The following is an 18,551-nucleotide window of genomic DNA, read 5'->3' as shown; positions in this document are numbered from 1 at the left end:
TCAGCATGACCGCACGGATTGGCGTTTACCCGGGGACCTTCGATCCCGTCACCCTGGGTCATATGGACATCATCCGGCGCGGCGCGAAGCTGGTCGACCGGCTGGTGATCGGGGTGACGACCAACCCGTCCAAGTCGCCGATGTTCACGATCGAAGAGCGGATGGCGACGGTGCGCCGCGAGGTAGCGGACGTCGATGGCGACATCGACGTGGTCGCGTTCGATTCGCTGCTGATGGACTTTGCCGAGCGGCAGGGCGCGAAGGTGATCGTCCGCGGGCTGCGTGCGGTCGCCGATTTCGAATACGAGTATCAGATGGCGGGGATGAACCAGCAGATCAATCCGCGCGTCGAGACGGTGTTCCTGATGGCCGACGTCGCGTTGCAGCCGATCGCGAGCCGGCTGGTCAAGGAGATCGCGCTGTACGGCGGTGATATCGCCAAATTCGTGCCGGAAGCGGTGCGCGAAGAGGTCGTCGCGCGGGTCGAGAAGATCGGGCGCAAGGGGAGCTGATCTCCTTCCCCCCTCTCTGGAAGGGAGGGGGGGGGTGGGTTGGGTTCTGCGTGCGGCACGGTTTATGGCTCAAGCTGGCCTACCCACCCCCGGCCCCTCCCTTTCAGGGAGGGGAGCAGTAGTAGCTCATCGTCCCCTCACGTTCAGATTGGCGCAAGCGGGGATTTGCTCTAAGTGGCGGCAGCCTGGTTGCGCCGGGCGTATTGCGAGTGGGAATTTGATGCGCTTTTTCGTCGGAATGTTCGCGTTGCTCGGGTGCCTTGTCACGGTGCCGGCGAGTGCGCAGAAGAATGAGGCCGCGGCACCTGCCGTTCGCGCGACCCCGCCCTTGACCACGGATACGCAGAACCTGCTGCTGCTAGACCTGTCGACCGGTGGGCGCGTGACGATCTGGCTGCGTCCCGACGTCGCGCCGTTGATGGTCGAGCGGATCAAGACGCTGACCCGCCAGCATTTCTATGACGGCTTGGCATTCCACCGCGTGATCGATGGCTTCATGGCGCAGGGCGGCGATCCCAAGGGCGACGGCACCGGCGGCTCGACGCTCCCCGACGTGAAGGCCGAGTTCAATTACCTGCCGCACGTCCGCGGCGCGGTGTCGGCTGCCCGGTCGGACAAGGAAGACAGCGCGAACAGCCAGTTCTTCATCGTCTTCCAGCCGCGGCTCAGCCTCGACAAGAAATATACCGTATTCGGTCGCGTGATCGACGGGATGCAGTACGTGGATGCGATCGAGCGCGGCGAGCCGCCGGCGAACCCGTCGCGGATCGTCCATGCGTATATCGCCGCAGACAATCCTCCGGCGTATATCGCTGGTCCTCCGGCCCCTGCACTCGGTGCACCGGTGACGTTGCCTGGTACGGCTACGGGCTCGAACGCGGCCAAGCCAAAGCTCGCGCCGGCTGCTCGCAAGGCGCCGGTAAAGAAGGCTCCTGCAAAGAAGTGATCTCGCGTTGAACGTCGACCTTTTCGACTTCGACCTGCCGACCGACAACATCGCGCTCCGCCCTGCGGCGCCGCGCGATGCTGCGCGGATGCTGGTGCTCGAAGGTGATCGCACCACGGATGCGGGCGTGTCGGACCTGCCTTCGCTCCTGCGGCGTGGCGACATGCTCGTGTTCAACGATACGCGGGTGATCCCGGCGCAGCTCGATGGACGGCGCGGCGATGCCAAGATCGGCGCGACGTTGCACAAGCGCGAGGGGCCGCGGCGGTGGCGGGCGTTCATCCGCAACGCGCGGCGGCTGCGCGACGGCGATGTGATCGACTTCGGCAACGGAGTCAGCGCGGCGGCGGTCGATCGCGAGGATGACGGCAGCTACGCGCTGGTATTCGCGGGCGACGAGCCGGTCGAACTGCTGCTAGAACGCGCGGGGCACATGCCCCTGCCCCCGTATATCGCTGGTAAGCGCCCGACCGACGAACGCGATGCAGACGATTACCAGACGATGTTCGCGTCCGAGCCGGGTGCGGTGGCGGCTCCTACGGCGGCGCTGCACTTTACGCCGAAGCTGATGGCGGCGCTCGATGCGGCGGGCATCGGGCATGCCACGCTGACGCTGCATGTCGGCGCGGGGACGTTCCTTCCCGTGAAGGCGACCGACACGACCGAGCACAAGATGCACGCGGAATGGGGTCGGATCGATGCCGCCACCGCCGATCGGCTCAACGCGGTCCGCGCGAACGGTGGTCGTGTGATCGCGGTCGGGACGACGTCTCTGCGGCTGATCGAGAGCGCGACCGGCGAGGACGACGTGATCCGCCCGTTCGACGGCGACACCGCCATCTTCATCACGCCGGGATATCGCTTTCGCGGCATCGACGGACTGATGACCAACTTCCACCTGCCGCGCTCGACGTTGTTCATGCTGGTCTCGGCGCTGATAGGGCGCGAGCGGATGCAGGCGGCGTATGCGCATGCGATCGCTCAAAAGTATCGCTTCTACAGCTATGGCGACGCCTCGCTTCTGCTGCCATGACGGGCGGCATGCTGCTCACTTTCGCTCTGCTCCAGGCCATTACCGCCGCGCCGCCGCCCGCGGGGACGCCACAGCCGCCTGCAACGATTTTCGCCGAACCAGCCGCCATGTTCATCGCCGCCTGCGATGCGAATGGCGATGGCCGCGTGACGCAGGCCGAACTGACCGCGGGGGTCGCGCGGAGCTACGCCACCGCCGAGGGCGCCGCGACCGGATCGATCGGATACATCGCCTATGCCGATTGGGAGCAGGCGTGGCTGGGGGATCGCAATGCGCTGCCGAGCCCGTTCGAGGTCGATCGCGACGGCGACAACCGGATCACGCTCGCCGAACTCCAGACGCGGTTCGCGCAGTTCTTCGCGCGGTTCGACCGCGACAAGGACGGCGTGCTGACCCGCGCCGAACTCATCACCATCCGCGGCGCGCCGGTCGGCGATCGCTACGGCATCCGCAAGAAAAAGTAATATGACCACCCGTCCCCGCTTCGACTTCACCATATCCGCCACCGACGGCAAGGCGCGCACCGGCGTCATCGCGATGCAGCGCGGCGATATCCGCACGCCCGCCTTCATGCCGGTCGGTACCGCGGCGACCGTCAAGGGGATGAAGCCCGCAGATGTCGTCGATGCGGGCGCCGACATCATCCTCGGCAACACCTATCATCTGATGCTGCGACCGGGCGCGGAGCGGGTCGCGCGGCTCGGCGGGCTTCACGCGTTTTCGGGCTGGTCGAAGCCGATCCTGACCGATTCCGGCGGCTATCAGGTGATGAGCCTCGCCGACCTGACCAAGCGCTCCGAGGAGGGCGTGTCGTTCAAATCGCACCTGGACGGGACGCGGCATCTGCTCAGCCCGGAGCGGTCGATCGAGATCCAGCGGTTGCTCGGCTCGAACATCGTCATGGCGTTCGACGAACTGGTGCCGACGACGTCCACGCGGGAAGTCCAAGCCGCGGCGATGGAGCGATCGATGCGCTGGGCGAAGCGGTCGCGCGCGGCGTTCGATTCCGGAGAGGCTCACGCCGAGAATAACGCGATTTTCGGGATCCAGCAGGGCGCGCTGAACGAGGATTTCCGGAAGTCTTCGGCGGATGCGCTGATCGATATCGGCTTCGACGGCTATGCGGTCGGCGGGCTGGCCGTCGGCGAAGGGCAAGAGGCTATGTTCGGCTGCCTCGACTTCGCGCCGGGGCAGTTGCCGATCGACAAACCGCGCTATCTGATGGGGGTCGGCAAGCCGGACGACATCGTCGGTGCCGTCGAGCGCGGGATCGACATGTTCGACTGCGTGATGCCCACGCGGTCGGGTCGCACCGGCCAGGCGTTCACGCGGACCGGGCCGATCAACATCCGCAACGCGAAGTTCGCCGAGGATATGGGGCCGCTCGACCCCGCCTGCCCCTGCCCGGTCTGCGCAACCTGGGGCCGGGCGTATCTGCATCACCTCGTCCGGTCGGGCGAAATGCTTGGCGCAATGCTCATGACGGAGCATAACATCTGGTTCTACGAAACGCTGATGGCGGATCTGCGGGCGGCGATCGCCTCGGGCACGCTGACGCAGTTCGCGAATGATTTCCGCGCGATGTATGTCCGGAAGAGTGAAGGAGAGCCCAAGTGACCATCAAGATCGACAGCGATACCCCGAACGAGATCCTCGCCGCCGCGAAGGAGGCGAAGCTGCAGGCCGAAGCCGCCGCGCACAACGCCGCGCAGAAGGCGAAGAGCTGGCCGCTCGCGAAGATCGGCCTTGGCGTCGGCATCGGCTCCGCGGCGATCGCGGGCGCGGTGCTGTTCGCGAACCGCAACAAGTAAGGATCTCAATGCGCCTCCTCCGCTCCGCGTTGCTGCTGACCGCAGCATGTCTTCCCGTAGCGGTGGTGGCGCAAACCGCACCGGGCCCGACGCAGGTATCGGTCAAGCCGATCGCCTATACCGAGCGTACGCTGCCCAATGGCCTGCGCGTCTACGCGATCCGCGATACCGGCACGCCGAACGTGTCGGTGCAGGTCTGGTACGACGTCGGCTCCAAGGACGACCCGAAGGGCAAGTCCGGGTTCGCGCACATGTTCGAACATCTCATGTTCAAGTCGACGCGCAACCTCGTGTCGGAGCAGATGGACCGGCTGACCGAGGATGTCGGCGGCTACAACAACGCGTCGACCAACGACGACTACACCAATTATTACGAGGTGATCCCCGCCAACCACCTCCAGCGGCTGCTGTTCGCGGAGGCCGACCGGATGGCGAGCCTCGTCGTCGAGCCCAAGAGCTTCGGGTCCGAGCGCGACGTGGTGAAGGAGGAACTCCGCCAGAGCACGCTCGCAAGGCCGTACGGCAAGCTGTTCTCGCTGTATTATCCGGCGCTCGCCTATGCGGCGCACCCTTATGCGCGCGGGACGATCGGCAACCTGGAGAATCTCGAGGCGGCCGGGATCGACGACGTTCGTGCGTTTCACGCGACCTATTATCGGCCGGACAATGCCATCCTGGTGGTGTCGGGCAATTTCGATCCCGCGCAGTTGAACGGCTGGGTCGATCAGTATTTCGCCAGGATCAAGAAGCCCGCGGCGGCGATCCCGCGCGTTACGGTGGCGGAGCCGGCACGGACCAAGGCGGTGGCGCGCACCGTGTACGAGCCGAACACGCCATTGCCTGCGGTGCTGGTCAGCTATCACGTGCCTGCCGACCGCGATGCGGATAGCGCGGCGCTGACCGTATTGAACGCCGTGCTGGCGACGGGTGAGAGCTCGCGGCTGTACGAGAACGTCGTGTACCGCGATCAGCTCGCGCAATCGGCCGAGGCCTTCCTCGATACCAAGCAGTCGACTGGCAATCTAGTGGTCTATGCGATCATGGCGGGCGGCAAGACGGCCGAGGCGGGCGAGGCCGCATTGAAGCGCGAGATCGCGCGGTTCCGCGATGCGCCGGTGACGGCCGCCGAACTGGCCGAGGCGAAAAACGAGATCCTTACCCAGTCGATCCAGTCGCGCGAGACCGCCGAGGGCAAGGCGAGCACGCTGGCTGCCGCGGTGTTGATCGACGGCGATCCGCAGGCGGCGGACAAGCAGCTCGCGGCGATCGCGCGGGTGACTGCGGCGGATATCCAGCGGGTAGCGCGGAAATATCTGGGCGAGAACCAGTCGGCGACGATCCGGTACATGCCGATCGCCGACAAGCCCGCGACCGGCGTTGCCGATACGATCGCGGTGGCGCCGACCGTCCAGGTTGCCGACCTGAAGGCGCCTGCGGATATCGAGATCGTGACGCCTGCGCCGGACGGCCAGCGCGTGCAGCCGCCGGCACCGAGCGCACCGGTATCGCCGACGATCCCGCAGCCGGTCGAGGTTCGTCTCGCCAACGGCATGCAGCTGGTCACGGTGGAGCGGCACGACCTGCCGATCGTCACCGCCTATCTGGTGACCGCCGGCGGTGCGGCGACCGATCCGGCGAACCGCGCCGGCGTGAGCAGCTTGGCCGCAGAACTGCTAACCAAGGGAACCAGGACGCGCTCGGCAACGGAGATCGCGCGGGCGATCGAGGGGCTCGGCGGCGCGATCGGCAGCGCGGCGGGCAGCGATGGCGCGTCGGTCGACGTAACGGTAAAGTCGGACCAACTCGCGCCCGCAATGGCGATCCTGGCGGACCTTGCGGTGAACCCGACCTTCGCCCCCGAGGAGATCGAGCGGGCGCGGACGCAGCAGATCGATGCGGTTACGCTGGCGCTCAAGAACCCTGCGCAGGTCGCCGGGCTCGTCGCGGACCGTGCGGTGCTCGGCGGATCGCCTTATGGTGCACCGATCGGGGGGACGCCCTTGTCGTTGAAGGCCATCACCCGGCCGGACATCGCCGCGGCGTATGCACGGAGTTTCCAGCCAGGCCAGGCAACGCTGATCATGGTCGGCGACGTCACCGCCGCGCGGGCGAAGGCGTTGGCGGAGGCGCAGTTCGGACGCTGGCAATCGGCTGGCCCGACGCCGGCGAAGACGCCCGAGGTCGTGTATCCCAAGCCTCGCGTGATCGTCGTCGACATGCCGGAGGCGGGTCAGGCGGGCGTGGTCGTCGCGCGGCCCGCGATCGCGCGGAACGATGCGCGCTATTACCCGCTGGCCGTCGGCAATACCGTGCTCGGCGGCGGTTTCTCGTCGCGGCTGAACCAGGAAATCCGGATCAAGCGCGGGCTTGCGTACGGCGCGGGTAGCGGACTCGATGCGGGGAAGACGCAGGGCACGGTCGCGGCGCGGACGCAGACCAAGAACCCGACCGCAGCGGAGGTCGTGACGCTGATCGCAGCGGAGATGGCGCGGCTGGGGGCGGCGCCCGTGCCCGCCGCCGAACTCGACACGCGCAAGGCCGTGCTGGTCGGTAATTTCGGGCGCGGGATCGAGACGACGTCGGGGGTTGCCGGCATCCTCGGCGCGTATGTCCAGAACGGCGTGCCGCTGGGCGAGCTGCAGCGCTACACCGGCGCGGTTGGTGCGGTCGATCCGGCGGCGGTGCAGGCGGCGGCGGTCGCGCTGCTCGATCCGAAGGCGGCGAGCATCGTCGTGGTCGGCGACGCCAAGCAATTCATCGAACCACTGCGCAAAGCCTATCCGAACGTCGAGGTCATTCCCGAGGCCGCGCTTAAGCTCGACACCGCAACTTTACGGTAAGCCCATGTTGCCAGGGTGAGGCTTCGTCCTGTGGTGGGACGGCCGAAATCCGCTGCGTGGTCGGTTCGGCCTGATCAGCTCCGGCGCGCGTTGGTGGCGCTCGTTATGGGCAGGCGGAGTAAGCGATTGCGCGTTCGGGTGCAGACGGTTCGGTTGATGAAGCGTGTCTGGCTGACGTCGGTTGCCACGGTGTTGATCATCGGCGCCGGGATTTCGGCGCACGCTGCACTTCGGGCGTTGTCGGCGCGCAACGTGGCGAACGACTGAGCTGTGGCCGCGTCATCGGGACGCGTCCCCGGCACGACGGAGCTGTCGTCCTCGGAACGAGAGACCGGCGCTCTTGCGACGGGCGTTACCGGCACTATCGAGGATTCGGGTAAGCCGTTGAAATAAATCGCTGCCGGCGATCGCGCGGCACCGAGTCGCTGGCCGTCCCATTACGCCAAGAAACCCAAGCACATCGCTGCACCCGGGCCTCCTTCAAATCACTCAAACCTCGACGGGCAGGCCTATTCGGCGGGGGCCATCGAGGGGGTGCCGATCATCATGCGTTCGCCGCCGGGAGGGGCGGCTTCGCGGGCGGCGCGGAGGATTTGCGTGCGTTCGGCGCGCGATGCCATGTCGTCCCAGGCCTTTTCGGCGCGGCGGCAGCGGTCGCGGACGTTGTCGAGGAGGGCGGCATCACCGTTGCGACGCTCTTCATCAGCGCGGGCCCGGTAAAATTCTGGATTATCGGCCATGCTGGTGCGCTCCTGCGGAAAATTTCAAAGGGGTGATGCGGCGACCATCATGGCCGCCGCATCGCAACCGAGATCAGGTTGGCGGACCGAAATCCGCCAGCGAGATCAATCGGCTGGCTGGAGGTTCACGGCCGACTGCTTGCCACGCTTGTCGGGCTCGAGCTCGTAGGTGACGCGCTGGTTCTGGTTCAGCGTCGGCATGCCGGCGCGCTCAACCGCGGTGATGTGCACGAATGCATCGTTGCCGCCGCCGTCCGGCGCGATGAAGCCATAGCCCTTGTCGGCGTTGAAAAACTTTACGGTTCCGGTGATAGCCATGAGATGGCTCCTTCTTAAGATAGACCGCCCGAGAGCCGGGCGACCGCGTGCCGCGGAGCAGGGAAAGAAGGAGAAAGGTGCCGCAAAGCGCCAAGAACCGTCGATGTGCGACTGTAGCAGATTCTAGATAGGCCAAGACGGCTGGAATTGCAAATCTTGCGACCACATCGGGTCGAGAATTACACCGATTTGCGCCGATAATATTTTGGTCCGCGCCGCCCGGACCAGGGATTATCTAAAACGACCGGCGCCGATATTTCGACGCCGGTCGAGGTATTTAACGGCAGCGGGCATCGTTGCTCGAGCGATCGACGGCACGCCCTGCGAGCGCACCGCCGGCCGCACCGAGGAGGGAGCCGAGCAGACCCGAACCGCCCGGGGCGATGACGTTGCCGAGCACGCCGCCCGCAACTCCGCCGACGATCAGCCCCGTGGTGCCGTCGTTGCGGCGGCAGTAATAGCGACCGTCATTGCCGCGGTAGACGCGGTCGTTACGCGACAGGCGGCGCTCACGGTAGCGGCGGTCGTCGCGGTAATAGCGGCCGGCGTCGTAGCTGCCATAGGCAGGGTCCGGCCGGTTGTAATCGTAGGAGCGATAGCGCGGGTCGACGCCGTAGCGGTTGCCTCCGCCGCCGACGCAGCCGGCGACAAGGGTGGAGGCGGCCATCAGGCCCAGCATCGCAACGCGCATTTCGTGTCCTTTCAGTCGGTTGATACTGAAACGTAATGATCGGCGCCGGTGTTTGGTTGCCGACGCCGGGTCACGTCAGTCCTTGAGACCGGCCGGTACGGTGCCGCCGTTCTTCGCCAGCTCGCGCATCACGGCCTTGTGCAGCCAGATGTTCATCTCCGCACTGCCGTCCTTCGCGCCGGTGTAACCGAGCTCGGTGGCGAGTTCCTTGCGGTTGTCGAGGCTCGAATCGAGGTCGAGCAGCTTCATCAGGTCGACGATCGACGACCGCCAGTTGAGATCGGAATTCTTGCGCGAGGCGATGCCCGACAGGACGGCCTCGACGTCGACCGACTGCGGTGCGGGCGCGGTCACCGGCGTGGCGGCCGGCGCGGCTTGCGGAGTCGGTGTAGCCTGGGGCTGAGCAGCAGTCGTCTGGGGCGCGGGTGCGGCGGGCTTGGGCGTGCCGAAATGGCCGCTGCCCAGCGGGCCCTTCTCACCAAAGATAGCGGACTTGATCTTGCTGAAGATGCTCATGCGGGTTCCCGTCGATTAAAAGTCTGACGGCGGGAGAACGCCCGATGCTGGATTTGGGTGCAGGACACGCGAGCGTCGACGACGGAACGTCCGTGGGCTGCGACTGGACGGGGCCGATCGGGGGTTGGACACACAGGCCGGTTGCGGGCGGACGAGGCGCAGGCCCGGACGTGGATGCGGTTGCCGGCTTGGGTCCGAGCGTGGGCGGACGATGCGGATCGAACCTCCAGGCGAGTGCGACGAGGCGGGCCTTGTCCGTGGCGCCCGCGGCCTCGGCACCGGCCTCGTCGACCAGGCCGCCGTCGACCGCATAGCCGACGAACCACGTGTCGCGGTCCGCGCCTTCGACAGCCGCGCGTTCGGCGATCTCTCGGTCATGGGGCACGTCGAGGATGATCGCCTCGTCGTCCGAGCATTCGCGGTGATACTCCTCATCGCCGAAGTCGCCATATTCGGTACCGAAAAAGGGCTGTGACGGCGGGAAACTGGTGCGCCAGCCTTCGGCGATCGGATCGTACCAGACCGGGCTGTCCCCGACGCGACCGTCGTGGCGAACCGAGTGAAGTATAGGAAGTATAGACGCTGGCGTGGTTTCGGCGGGAGCGGGTTTGGCAGAGGGCGCGGGTGCGCGCACGGGTTCGGGGGCGAGGCGGAGGAGGCCGGCGGCTTCGGCGCGGGACCATTGATCGGCGGTCCAGTCGGCGCGGGCGGCGGGATCGAGATCGGCGACCATGATCCCCGACGCGACGCCCGCGGCGCTGCGCAACCAGCGGTCCGCGCGGGCGAGCGTGAGGATCGGCGCCATCGCCGCCTCCCCTGCCGTGTCTGCTTCGAGACGCTCGCCGAGGAACAGGCCGGCGCGGGCGGGACCGGCGTCCAGCGCGATGATGTCGAGAAAGGCGTCGAATTCGGCGGCGACCATGCGGGTGGCGGCGTTGGCCGTCTCGGAGGCGTCGGCATGGCGATCGAGCCGGTTGAGCAAGGACATGGCGAGGCGGTTGTCGTAGCGGTGGCGCTCGATCACTTCGCCGTCGGGACGCGTGACGCGCTCGGTCTGGCCGGCGATCGCGCGGAGAAACAGGGTTTCGGCGACGATCGGCCGCGCGACCAGCTTGGCGGCGTCCCAGCCGAGCGCGAATGCCGCCCCCGACGCGCGGCGGCGTAGGGAGTAGGCGGCGGCGGGCGAGAGGCCGACGCTGGCGCTTGCCTCGTCGACGGTGGCGCCCTCCGCGATGCGTTCGAGGAAGGCGCGCTGGCGATCCGGGGTCCAGCCGTCGCTGCGCTGCGTGTAGCGGGCGGGGGTTGCGGGGGCGTAGGGCGCGTTTTCGGTGTGGGGCTGGTTGGTGGGATCGGCGGGCTGGGGCGAGACGTGGTCGGTCGTGGCCTCCGGCGCGGATTCCAGCGTGTGCTGGGGTTGGGGGTCGATCATCGATTCCGGCGGGAGGGCGGTCACTTGCGCATGCTCCGGGCGAGCGCGGTCCAGCGGTCGCGGTTGGCGGCGATCTCGGGCGAGACGGGGATGCGGGTGCCGATCCGGCCGGCGTCGACATGCGCTTGCCAGGCCATGACGTGGCGGACCGCGTTGGGGAGATGATCGGGGATCGGGGGTTCGTAGCGCGGCCGGGGCATGGGCGCGGCACGCGTTGCGACGCATGGGTGCGGGGCGGCCGGGGTGGATGCGTTCGCCATGATCGATCCTCGTTACGGAGAGGACCGATCAGGTATGCCGGATCGGGGTGTGTAGGACAGCGGTTTCGGGGGGTGCCCTCGTCCTGACGCCCCACCCTCGTCATCCTGACGCACGTCAGGACCCAGGGTTACGGGGTATGGCGCTTTTGGCTCTGGGTCCTGACTTTCGTCAGGATGACGGAAGGGGAAGGCGTGCGTGGGTGACCCGGGTGTGCCGGGCTCTTCTTGTCCTCGCCCGCCAGGGGGAGGTGGCACCGTGGGCGACGGAGGAGGAGGACACGCAAACAGGGGTGATCGCCCCCTCCCCCTCCGTCTGGCGAGGGCCAGCCACCTCCCCCTTGCGGGGGGAGGATCAGGAAGGCGCCTCAGCGGAGCGTCGAACCGCGATCCGCGGCGAACGACGGGGCCGGGCCGGTGGCGGGGCGGAGCGACTCGCGCTCGGCCTTGGTGGGGACGGCGGTGGGATCGGGGCGGAAGGCCTCCGGCGCGCGATCGTCCGCACCTGGGCGACGCTTGTCGAGCGCGAGATCGGGCGCGGCATGCTCGGCGGGGTTGCTCTTCGAGCGCAGGAACACCGCGAGCAACGCCCCGCCCAGCCCTATCGCCGCGGCGCCGATCGAGAGCGCGTTGCGGCCGAACGTCTTGGGCTTGGCGGGCTTGTGCGGTTGGGGCTTGGTCATGGGGTTTCGTCCGATTGTTGGTTCACCGGGTTCAACGAGCAGCGGCGTTTGCGTGTTCCGCCGGTGGGCTTGACGATGACACCGGTCCGCCGCACCTTCCCGCCATGACGCTAGCTGGCTTTCCCCGCATCTCGATAGACCCCGGCGTTTGTGGTGGTCGCCCGGTTGTCACGGGCACGCGTGTCCGGGTTACCGACGTTCTCGAAATGTTGGCGGGCGGCGCGAGTATTGCGGAGATCGTTGCCGACTTTCCGTATTTAAGCGAAGCCGACGTACAGGCAGCCTTGGGCTATGCGGCCGCGACGACCGATCATCCGGTGGTACTGGCGGCCGAATGAAATTCCTCGTCGATGCGCAGTTACCGCCAGCATTATGCAGGTGGTTGCGCGATCGGGGCGAGGACGCGACGCACGTTGCGGAGATCGAGATGCTCGCCGCGAGTGATCGGGCCATTGCCGCTCGCGCGGAGGCTGATGGGTCGGTGCTGATCAGCAAGGACGATGATTTTGTCTATCTTCGATATCCGGATCGGTTCGCTCTGGTGTGGCTCCGCTGCGGCAACGCGAGCAACCGGGTACTGATCGTTTGGATCGAGGCGAGATGGGATCAGGTCGCGATGCTACTTCGGAACGGCGAACGGCTCGTGGAGGTTCGCTGAAAGGAAAGCTCCACGACAAGGAATTCGCCGTGTCCCTTTATCCGTCCAGACGAGCGGCAGCGTCAACGTGGTTTGTGTTTGTCGATGATAGCCTGCATCATTGCCATCACTTGATCGTGCGGGATGCTGGGTTTGTCCGACGCCATCGCGCGCTCGACCTTGGCGCGGAACCAGGTGTCATACGGCGCGGCGTCCTCGCTAGTCGCGAACTCCGACGCGATGGGGGTCAGGTTTGCCATGCACCAAAATATAACTGATTACGGTCGATGTTCAAAGTGAGCATCACGAAAGCCAATGAAACCGAATACTTTAGAGTTTGAAGGCCTTTAATTTTCCGAACTCAATGTCATCCGTCACTATACCACACAACTTGTCGACCCATTCATCCGAATAGGTGTAGTCATTGTGCGCAACATGATACGTGCAAAATTTCGGTGTCGTAGCGCTTGGAGTTAACGATCCAGGTTTAGGACGGACACCTAATTTCCGCCACGCCTGGGTATGGTTATGTGAGCTAAATTTTTTGCCCGTCTTCTCCATTACCTTCTTGACTACCAAACTTGCCCTGAGCGGCCAATTTTCATCCGCTGCAACCTTCTGAACTAGTACGTTGTGAGGATTTCCGTCTCCCAGCTTATTGGAAAACGTGAAATGAGCATCGCCCTTCGACGCCTTCTCCAATGAGTAGCTAACCTTGAATTTGAAATCTGGGTCAGACATTTCATCATCGGTAAACATTTTACTTAATTGCGCATCAATCGATTGAATTGGTCCTGCAACCTCAGCCTTTTGAAGCATCGCCGCCTGATCTATCGACATTTTAGAAATCTGGATTGCATAGGATAAATCTTTACCCAGCGAAACACGCTCCCCGAACAGTTCGCATAATGACTTTTCGAAATTCAGGCAGTTGGCCTGAAATATTGCGTAAAATGTCTCGCCGATCGCTGAGAGGGTTTTATGCTCAACCGCGTCCCTAATTACCTTCATTGCTTGAAGGTTTTTAACCGATCCAGCGGTGATCGGAACATCCTGCCTTTTTATCATCTGGCCAAGAAGGAATGAGCTTCCATCTTTATGGGTAATGACACGGCCTTGGCGAATATAAAATTCGTGAAGCAAATACGTCCAAGCTATGTTTGATAGGACCGCAAATACCTCAACCTTGAAACGAAGAAGCGGCATATTGAATATCTGAATAGCCAGCATCATCGCTTCCCGAGCCCGAACTAAACGTTCATTCTCGAATGGTGATAAGCCCGTCTGCAGATCGATAAGCGATTTCTCCAATCTGAACCGCTCAATCTGCTCGTCAGTCGCCGGCAATATCTCCAGTTTTTTTACATCGCTAATTCGACCAAAATTTACGGTCGGATCGCGGCCAGTATTGATCAAAGCATGAATGTCTTGGTTGCGCTGCCCCTTCCCCAAAAGCGCCTTAACAATCTGCTTCTCAAGAGCGGTCATTGAAGGCGTAAGCATATCGTCTCCATGCAATTAAGCATGAAGCTGACATACCACCCTGCGACCTTACAAGGAGATTCTTTGAGCTACTCGGCCGTCACAACCCGCTTCTCCAGCAACGGCGCCAGATACTTCCCCGTAAAGCTACCCTTGGCCTTCGCGACCTTCTCCGGCGTGCCTTCGGCGACGATCTCGCCGCCCTTGACGCCGCCTTCCGGGCCTAGATCCAGCACCCAGTCGGCAGTCTTGATGACGTCGAGATTGTGTTCGATCACGACGACCGTGTTGCCTTGCTCGACGAGCGCGTGGAGGACTTCCAACAATTTCCGCACGTCCTCGAAATGGAGGCCGGTGGTGGGTTCGTCGAGGATGTAGAGCGTGTTGCCGGTGGCGCGGCGCGAGAGTTCCTTGGCGAGCTTGACGCGTTGCGCTTCGCCGCCCGAGAGCGTCGTCGCCTGCTGGCCGACCTTGACGTAGCCGAGGCCGACCTCGACCAGCATCGCCATCTTGTCGCGGATCGGGGGGACCGCCTTGAAGAATTCGGCGGCGTCTTCGACCGTCATGTCGAGCACGTCGGCGATCGAATGGCCCTTGAACTTCACCTCGAGCGTCTCGCGATTGTAGCGCGCGCCGTGGCAGACGTCGCAGGTGACGTAGACGTCGGGGAGGAAGTGCATCTCGATCTTGAGCACGCCGTCGCCCTGGCACGCCTCGCAGCGGCCGCCCTTGACGTTGAAGCTGAAGCGGCCGGGCTTGTAGCCGCGCGCCTGCGATTCCGGCAGGCCGGCGAACCAGTCGCGGATCTGCGTGAAGCTGCCTGTGTAGGTGGCGGGGTTGCTGCGCGGGGTGCGGCCGATCGGCGACTGGTCAATGTCGATGACCTTGTCGAGATACTGGAGGCCGGTGATCTTGTCGTGCTTGCCCTGGACGATGCGCGCGCCGTTCAGCTCGCGCGCGGCGGCGGCGTAGAGCGTGTCGATCGTGAAGCTCGACTTGCCCGAGCCGGAGACGCCGGTGATGCAGGTGAAGGTGCCGAGCGGGAGGCTGGCGGTGACGCCGCGCAGATTGTTGGCGACGGCGTTGTGGACGGTGAGCTTCTTGCCGTTGCCCTTGCGCCGCGTGGTCGGGACGGGGACTTCGCGGGTGCCGTTGAGATAGTCGGCGGTGATGCTGCCCTTAGACTTGAGGATCTGCTTCAGCGTGCCCTGCGCGACGACCTGGCCGCCGCGGACGCCGGCGCCGGGGCCCATGTCGATGATGTAGTCGGCGGTGCGGATCGCGTCCTCGTCATGCTCGACGACGAGCACGGTGTTGCCGAGATCGCGCAGACGGCGGAGCGTCTTGAGGAGCATGTCGTTGTCGCGCTGGTGCAGGCCGATCGAGGGCTCGTCGAGGACGTAGAGCACGCCGGACAGGCCGCTGCCGATCTGGCTCGCGAGGCGGATGCGCTGGGACTCGCCGCCGCTGAGCGTGCCGGAGGTGCGGTCGAGGTTGAGGTAATCTAGGCCGACGTTGTTGAGGAAGCCCAGGCGCTCGACGATCTCCTTGAGGATGCGTTCGGCGATCGCGTTCTGCTGGTCGCCGAGATGCTGTGGCATGTCGGTGAAGAACTGGAGCGCGTCGACAACCGAGAGATGCGTGGCATAGGAGATGTCCTTCATCGCGATCTTGACCGCGAGCGCTTCGGGTTTCAGGCGCGCGCCGCCACAGACTTCGCAGGCGGCGGCGGACTGGTACTTGCTCAGCTCCTCGCGCATCCAGGCGGAGTCGGTCTGGAGCATGCGGCGGTTGAGGTTGCCGATGACGCCTTCGAACGGCTTGGAGACGTCGTATTTCTTCTTGCCGTCGATGAAGGTGAGCGTGACGGGCTTGCCCTTGGAGCCGTGCAGGATGGTGCTCTGGACCTCCGGCGGGAGGTCGCCCCACGGGGTTTCGATGTCGAACTTGAACTCGCGCGCGAGGCTGCCGAGGACCTGCATGTAATAGGGCGACGGCGGGTTCGATTTCGCCCAGGGGACGACCGCGCCCTTCTTGATGCTGAGCATGTGGTTGGGGACGACGAGGTCTTCGTCGAACAGCAGCTTCTCGCCGAGGCCGTCGCACGCCGGGCATGCGCCCTGCGGGGCGTTGAACGAGAACAGGCGCGGCTCGATCTCGGAGATGGTGAAGCCGCTGACCGGGCAGGCGAATTTTTCGCTGAAGACGATGCGGCCGTCGGGGGCGTTGTTGCCGAGGATTTCGGATTTCGGCGTGTGCGGCTCGACCGGATCGGCGGGGTCGACATAGGCGAGGCCGTCGGCGAGTTTGAGCGCGGTTTCGAAGCTCTCGGCGAGGCGCGTGGCGATTTCGCCACCGACGACCAGGCGGTCGACGACGACTTCGATGTCGTGCTTGTACTTCTTGTCGAGCGCGGGGGCTTCGTCGATGTCGTGGATCTCGCCGTCGATGCGGACGCGCGCGAAGCCGGCCTTTTGCCACTCGGCGAGTTCCTTGCGGTACTCGCCCTTGCGGCCGCGGACGACGGGGGCGAGCAGATAGAGGCGCGTGCCTTCGGGGAGCGCCATGACGCGGTCGACCATCTGGCTGACAGTCTGCGCGGCAATGGGTTCGCCGGTGGCGGGGGAATACGGGATGCCGACGCGCGCCCATAATAGGCGCATGTAATCGTAGATCTCGGTGACGGTGGCGACGGTCGAGCGCGGGTTGCGGCTGGTGGTCTTTTGTTCGATCGAGATGGCTGGCGAGAGGCCCTCGATGTGGTCGACGTCGGGCTTCTGCATCAGTTCTAGGAACTGGCGAGCGTAGGCGGAAAGGCTCTCGACGTAGCGGCGCTGGCCCTCGGCGTAGATCGTGTCGAACGCGAGGCTCGACTTGCCGGAACCGGACAGGCCGGTGATCACCGTCAGCGTGTCGCGGGGGATGTCGATGTCGACGTCCTTGAGGTTGTGCTCGCGCGCGCCGCGTACGGAAATCTTGGTCAGCATGAGGCGGTGTGTTCCATATTTGTTCGGGTGCGGCAAGCCTTGTGCGGCGCCGTCAGGTCGGTTGCAGAGATGGGTAACGCGGGTGCCGAACGAAAGGGGGCATTGTGGCGCGGGTCGGCGATACTTACATGGTGTATTGGATAGACAATACAGTTCTGGAGCGTGACATGGGCAAGAAGAAGGACGAGCGGAAGCGCCGCGAGCGCGAGGCTGAGCGGGCCGCCAGCGGTGGGTGTGGGCATGAGCATGACGCCAAGCATGATGGCGGCAAGCATGGCCGGAAGCATGATGGCGCGACGCCTTTTGCCGGGATCGCTGCGGCGGTCACCCGGCAGTTGGGGACGCCGGCCGGGCGGCAGGTGGTCGCGGCTGGATTGATGATGGCTGCGGCTGCGATCACGAAGCAGGATGCGAAGACCGCCGGGCGTGCTGGGCACCCTGCCCCGCCTGAACCGCCGGTGACGCCGGAAACGTCGGCAGCTCCTGAGACTGGCGCGAAGCCTTCGTCGGACGAGCCTGCGGCCAATCCCTATGCGGGGGCTGCGCCGAAACCGCCGTTTGGGGAGGCGCCACCCTTGCCGCCTGAAATGGCCAAGGTGATCGGCACGGTCACCGCAGGGCTGGAGACGTTGTTCGCCGGGTTCGGCAAGCCGCGGAATGGTCCGCCTAAGGTTTGATTGTTGGTGTGTCGGGGGCGGGCAGTTTCGCTGGAGCGATGACTGTAGTGCAATGCGCCGTTCGTCGCACGACCTAGACCGATATCCTCCCGGCGATACACATCGTGAGGGCACCACCCCGGCGGAAGCCGGGGCCCAATTGGGAAACGGCGATGATGTAGGGCTACGCGTCGTTACTGCGGCCTCTCCAATTGGGCCCCGGCCTTCGCCGGGGTGGTGCTTTTGGTTCTGGTTGGATGAGTGGCCTTTGAAGATGACGCGAACGAGGGCCTGAACGGTGGTCTTTCTTGGCCTCCCCCCGAGGATCGCTTGGGCTTGGCATGCTGTAGCCGTACGCGGGGCTGGTAAGTCCGCTCTTGCGCAATGGGGTTAAACAGAACGGAAAGCACGAGGCGCGAGGTCGCCCTACACCTTTGACCGCGCGCCCTCATATCGTCCTTCCCCCCGTCATCCCGGCGGACGCCCGGGACCCATGGTTGCGGACCGGGTAATGGTGGCGCGTGATCGCCGGGTCCGCCGTAACCGTGGGTCCCGGCGTTCGCCGGGATGACGGATGGGGGGCGTGGCGGGTGGGGTTTTAGAATGGCGCGAGGCTTGAAGCTGACTGTGGTTACATCTGCTTCCTACCTTCGCCCCGCCCCCCTCACGCCGCACCTCTCACCCCGCACCCCGCACTCCGCACCCTTCACCCTTCACCCTTCACCCTTCACCCTTCACCCTTCACCCTTCACCCTTCACCCTTCACCCTTCACCCTTCACCCTTCACCCTTCACCCCTCGCTCCGCACCCGCGCCGTTCGCCGTTCGCCGTTCGCCGTTCGCCGTTCGCCGTTCGCCGTTCGCCGTGCAAACGCAGAGAGGGCGCCGGTGGATTACCACCGACGCCCTCCAGAAATTCAGCTTAGCGTGGCTTGGCCGGACAGGGGCAAAGCCCCTGTCGTCGGACGCGGCTTTTGGCCGCGCCGGCCGGTCCAACCGCTGGTTGCTCGGCCG

Annotated in this window: 20 protein-coding genes; 10 read left to right on the top strand and 10 right to left on the bottom strand. The window is 65.0% G+C overall.

What is annotated here, in order from left to right:
• Positions 1–5: 5 nt before the first annotated feature.
• The 7 genes from coaD (at position 6) to QFZ54_RS00485 (ending at position 7,142) form a co-directional block, all read left to right on the top strand.
• Positions 6–512, top strand: a complete 507-nt coding sequence (gene coaD / locus QFZ54_RS00515; protein ID WP_307083389.1) for a pantetheine-phosphate adenylyltransferase — start codon at positions 6–8, stop codon at positions 510–512.
• Positions 513–732: 220 nt separating this feature from the next.
• Positions 733–1,458, top strand: a complete 726-nt coding sequence (locus tag QFZ54_RS00510; RefSeq protein WP_307083388.1) for a peptidylprolyl isomerase — start codon at positions 733–735, stop codon at positions 1,456–1,458.
• A 7-nt stretch (positions 1,459–1,465) separates the two neighbouring features.
• Positions 1,466–2,491: a tRNA preQ1(34) S-adenosylmethionine ribosyltransferase-isomerase QueA gene (gene queA / locus QFZ54_RS00505; protein WP_307083386.1), complete on the top strand. Its 1,026-nt coding sequence runs from the start codon at positions 1,466–1,468 to the stop codon at positions 2,489–2,491.
• Positions 2,492–2,499: 8 nt separating this feature from the next.
• Positions 2,500–2,955: an EF-hand domain-containing protein gene (locus QFZ54_RS00500; RefSeq protein ID WP_307083385.1), complete on the top strand. Its 456-nt coding sequence runs from the start codon at positions 2,500–2,502 to the stop codon at positions 2,953–2,955.
• 1 nt (position 2,956) lies between these two features.
• Entirely contained in the window at positions 2,957–4,108 is a 1,152-nt protein-coding gene (gene tgt, locus QFZ54_RS00495) for a tRNA guanosine(34) transglycosylase Tgt (RefSeq protein WP_307083383.1), read from the top strand.
• The gene (locus tag QFZ54_RS00490; RefSeq protein WP_307083381.1) at positions 4,105–4,302 is read left to right on the top strand and encodes a hypothetical protein; all 198 of its coding nucleotides are present in this window, start codon (positions 4,105–4,107) and stop codon (positions 4,300–4,302) included. Before tgt ends, QFZ54_RS00490 begins: the two co-directional genes overlap by 4 nt.
• A gap of 8 nt (positions 4,303–4,310) precedes the next feature.
• The gene (locus QFZ54_RS00485) at positions 4,311–7,142 is read left to right on the top strand and encodes a M16 family metallopeptidase (protein ID WP_307083379.1); all 2,832 of its coding nucleotides are present in this window, start codon (positions 4,311–4,313) and stop codon (positions 7,140–7,142) included.
• Between the two features lie 509 nt (positions 7,143–7,651).
• Here the strand turns inward: QFZ54_RS00485 and QFZ54_RS00480 are convergent.
• From QFZ54_RS00480 to QFZ54_RS00450, 7 genes are all read right to left on the bottom strand, one after another.
• Positions 7,652–7,882 (bottom strand): hypothetical protein, encoded by a 231-nt coding sequence (locus tag QFZ54_RS00480; RefSeq protein WP_307083377.1) that lies wholly within the window; start codon positions 7,880–7,882, stop codon positions 7,652–7,654.
• A gap of 105 nt (positions 7,883–7,987) precedes the next feature.
• Positions 7,988–8,200: a cold-shock protein gene (locus QFZ54_RS00475; protein WP_031394996.1), complete on the bottom strand. Its 213-nt coding sequence runs from the start codon at positions 8,198–8,200 to the stop codon at positions 7,988–7,990.
• 277 nt (positions 8,201–8,477) lie between these two features.
• A complete protein-coding gene (locus QFZ54_RS00470) occupies positions 8,478–8,891 on the bottom strand; it encodes a hypothetical protein (protein WP_307083360.1) in 414 nt (137 codons plus the stop codon).
• 75 nt (positions 8,892–8,966) lie between these two features.
• Positions 8,967–9,407, bottom strand: a complete 441-nt coding sequence (locus tag QFZ54_RS00465) for a DUF3597 domain-containing protein (RefSeq protein WP_307083358.1) — start codon at positions 9,405–9,407, stop codon at positions 8,967–8,969.
• Positions 9,367–10,836 carry a hypothetical protein gene (locus QFZ54_RS00460; RefSeq protein WP_307083356.1) on the bottom strand — a complete coding sequence of 490 codons (1,470 nt, stop codon included), beginning with the start codon at positions 10,834–10,836 and terminating at the stop codon, positions 9,367–9,369. Before QFZ54_RS00460 ends, QFZ54_RS00465 begins: the two co-directional genes overlap by 41 nt.
• 20 nt (positions 10,837–10,856) lie before the next feature.
• The gene (locus tag QFZ54_RS00455; RefSeq protein ID WP_307083354.1) at positions 10,857–11,096 is read right to left on the bottom strand and encodes a hypothetical protein; all 240 of its coding nucleotides are present in this window, start codon (positions 11,094–11,096) and stop codon (positions 10,857–10,859) included.
• A 365-nt stretch (positions 11,097–11,461) separates the two neighbouring features.
• Positions 11,462–11,776: a hypothetical protein gene (locus QFZ54_RS00450; protein WP_307083353.1), complete on the bottom strand. Its 315-nt coding sequence runs from the start codon at positions 11,774–11,776 to the stop codon at positions 11,462–11,464.
• Positions 11,777–11,880: 104 nt separating this feature from the next.
• Here QFZ54_RS00450 and QFZ54_RS00445 point away from each other — a divergent pair, with 104 nt between their 5' ends.
• Both QFZ54_RS00445 and QFZ54_RS00440 read left to right on the top strand, forming a co-directional pair.
• Positions 11,881–12,114 carry a DUF433 domain-containing protein gene (locus QFZ54_RS00445; protein ID WP_307083351.1) on the top strand — a complete coding sequence of 78 codons (234 nt, stop codon included), beginning with the start codon at positions 11,881–11,883 and terminating at the stop codon, positions 12,112–12,114.
• Complete coding sequence (locus QFZ54_RS00440; RefSeq protein WP_307083349.1) at positions 12,111–12,434, top strand: DUF5615 family PIN-like protein; 324 nt, start codon at positions 12,111–12,113, stop codon at positions 12,432–12,434. The genes QFZ54_RS00445 and QFZ54_RS00440 overlap by 4 nt, the downstream gene beginning before the upstream one ends.
• 62 nt (positions 12,435–12,496) lie before the next feature.
• Here QFZ54_RS00440 and relB read toward each other — a convergent pair whose 3' ends face one another.
• The 3 genes from relB to uvrA form a co-directional block, all read right to left on the bottom strand.
• Positions 12,497–12,673, bottom strand: a complete 177-nt coding sequence (gene relB, locus QFZ54_RS00435) for a type II toxin-antitoxin system RelB family antitoxin (RefSeq protein ID WP_307083348.1) — start codon at positions 12,671–12,673, stop codon at positions 12,497–12,499.
• A gap of 70 nt (positions 12,674–12,743) precedes the next feature.
• Positions 12,744–13,916, bottom strand: coding sequence for a DUF3644 domain-containing protein (locus QFZ54_RS00430; protein ID WP_307083347.1), 1,173 nt, complete (start codon positions 13,914–13,916; stop codon positions 12,744–12,746).
• Between the two features lie 68 nt (positions 13,917–13,984).
• Positions 13,985–16,882 carry an excinuclease ABC subunit UvrA gene (uvrA, locus tag QFZ54_RS00425; protein WP_307083345.1) on the bottom strand — a complete coding sequence of 966 codons (2,898 nt, stop codon included), beginning with the start codon at positions 16,880–16,882 and terminating at the stop codon, positions 13,985–13,987.
• A 167-nt stretch (positions 16,883–17,049) separates the two neighbouring features.
• Here uvrA and QFZ54_RS00420 point away from each other — a divergent pair, with 167 nt between their 5' ends.
• Positions 17,050–17,559 (top strand): hypothetical protein, encoded by a 510-nt coding sequence (locus QFZ54_RS00420; RefSeq protein WP_307083343.1) that lies wholly within the window; start codon positions 17,050–17,052, stop codon positions 17,557–17,559.
• Positions 17,560–18,551: the final 992 nt, after the last annotated feature.

Source organism: Sphingomonas faeni (genome assembly GCF_030817315.1).
GTDB lineage: Bacteria > Pseudomonadota > Alphaproteobacteria > Sphingomonadales > Sphingomonadaceae > Sphingomonas > Sphingomonas faeni_C.
This window is presented reverse-complemented; position numbering and strand designations above follow the sequence as displayed.

Excerpts from the sequence above, each read along its gene's own strand:
- coaD (WP_307083389.1), top strand. The coding sequence starts at position 6 with ATGACCGCACGGATTGGCGTTTACCCGGGGACCTTCGATCCCGTCACC.
- QFZ54_RS00510 (WP_307083388.1), top strand. The coding sequence starts at position 733 with ATGCGCTTTTTCGTCGGAATGTTCGCGTTGCTCGGGTGCCTTGTCACG.
- QFZ54_RS00500 (WP_307083385.1), top strand. The coding sequence starts at position 2,500 with ATGCTGCTCACTTTCGCTCTGCTCCAGGCCATTACCGCCGCGCCGCCG.
- tgt (WP_307083383.1), top strand. The coding sequence starts at position 2,957 with ATGACCACCCGTCCCCGCTTCGACTTCACCATATCCGCCACCGACGGC.
- QFZ54_RS00485 (WP_307083379.1), top strand. The coding sequence starts at position 4,311 with ATGCGCCTCCTCCGCTCCGCGTTGCTGCTGACCGCAGCATGTCTTCCC.
- QFZ54_RS00480 (WP_307083377.1), bottom strand. The coding sequence starts at position 7,882 with ATGGCCGATAATCCAGAATTTTACCGGGCCCGCGCTGATGAAGAGCGT.
- QFZ54_RS00475 (WP_031394996.1), bottom strand. The coding sequence starts at position 8,200 with ATGGCTATCACCGGAACCGTAAAGTTTTTCAACGCCGACAAGGGCTAT.
- QFZ54_RS00470 (WP_307083360.1), bottom strand. The coding sequence starts at position 8,891 with ATGCGCGTTGCGATGCTGGGCCTGATGGCCGCCTCCACCCTTGTCGCC.
- QFZ54_RS00465 (WP_307083358.1), bottom strand. The coding sequence starts at position 9,407 with ATGAGCATCTTCAGCAAGATCAAGTCCGCTATCTTTGGTGAGAAGGGC.
- QFZ54_RS00460 (WP_307083356.1), bottom strand. The coding sequence starts at position 10,836 with ATGATCGACCCCCAACCCCAGCACACGCTGGAATCCGCGCCGGAGGCC.
- QFZ54_RS00455 (WP_307083354.1), bottom strand. The coding sequence starts at position 11,096 with ATGGCGAACGCATCCACCCCGGCCGCCCCGCACCCATGCGTCGCAACG.
- QFZ54_RS00450 (WP_307083353.1), bottom strand. The coding sequence starts at position 11,776 with ATGACCAAGCCCCAACCGCACAAGCCCGCCAAGCCCAAGACGTTCGGC.
- QFZ54_RS00445 (WP_307083351.1), top strand. The coding sequence starts at position 11,881 with ATGACGCTAGCTGGCTTTCCCCGCATCTCGATAGACCCCGGCGTTTGT.
- QFZ54_RS00440 (WP_307083349.1), top strand. The coding sequence starts at position 12,111 with ATGAAATTCCTCGTCGATGCGCAGTTACCGCCAGCATTATGCAGGTGG.
- relB (WP_307083348.1), bottom strand. The coding sequence starts at position 12,673 with ATGGCAAACCTGACCCCCATCGCGTCGGAGTTCGCGACTAGCGAGGAC.
- QFZ54_RS00430 (WP_307083347.1), bottom strand. The coding sequence starts at position 13,916 with ATGCTTACGCCTTCAATGACCGCTCTTGAGAAGCAGATTGTTAAGGCG.
- uvrA (WP_307083345.1), bottom strand. The coding sequence starts at position 16,882 with ATGCTGACCAAGATTTCCGTACGCGGCGCGCGCGAGCACAACCTCAAG.
- QFZ54_RS00420 (WP_307083343.1), top strand. The coding sequence starts at position 17,050 with ATGGGCAAGAAGAAGGACGAGCGGAAGCGCCGCGAGCGCGAGGCTGAG.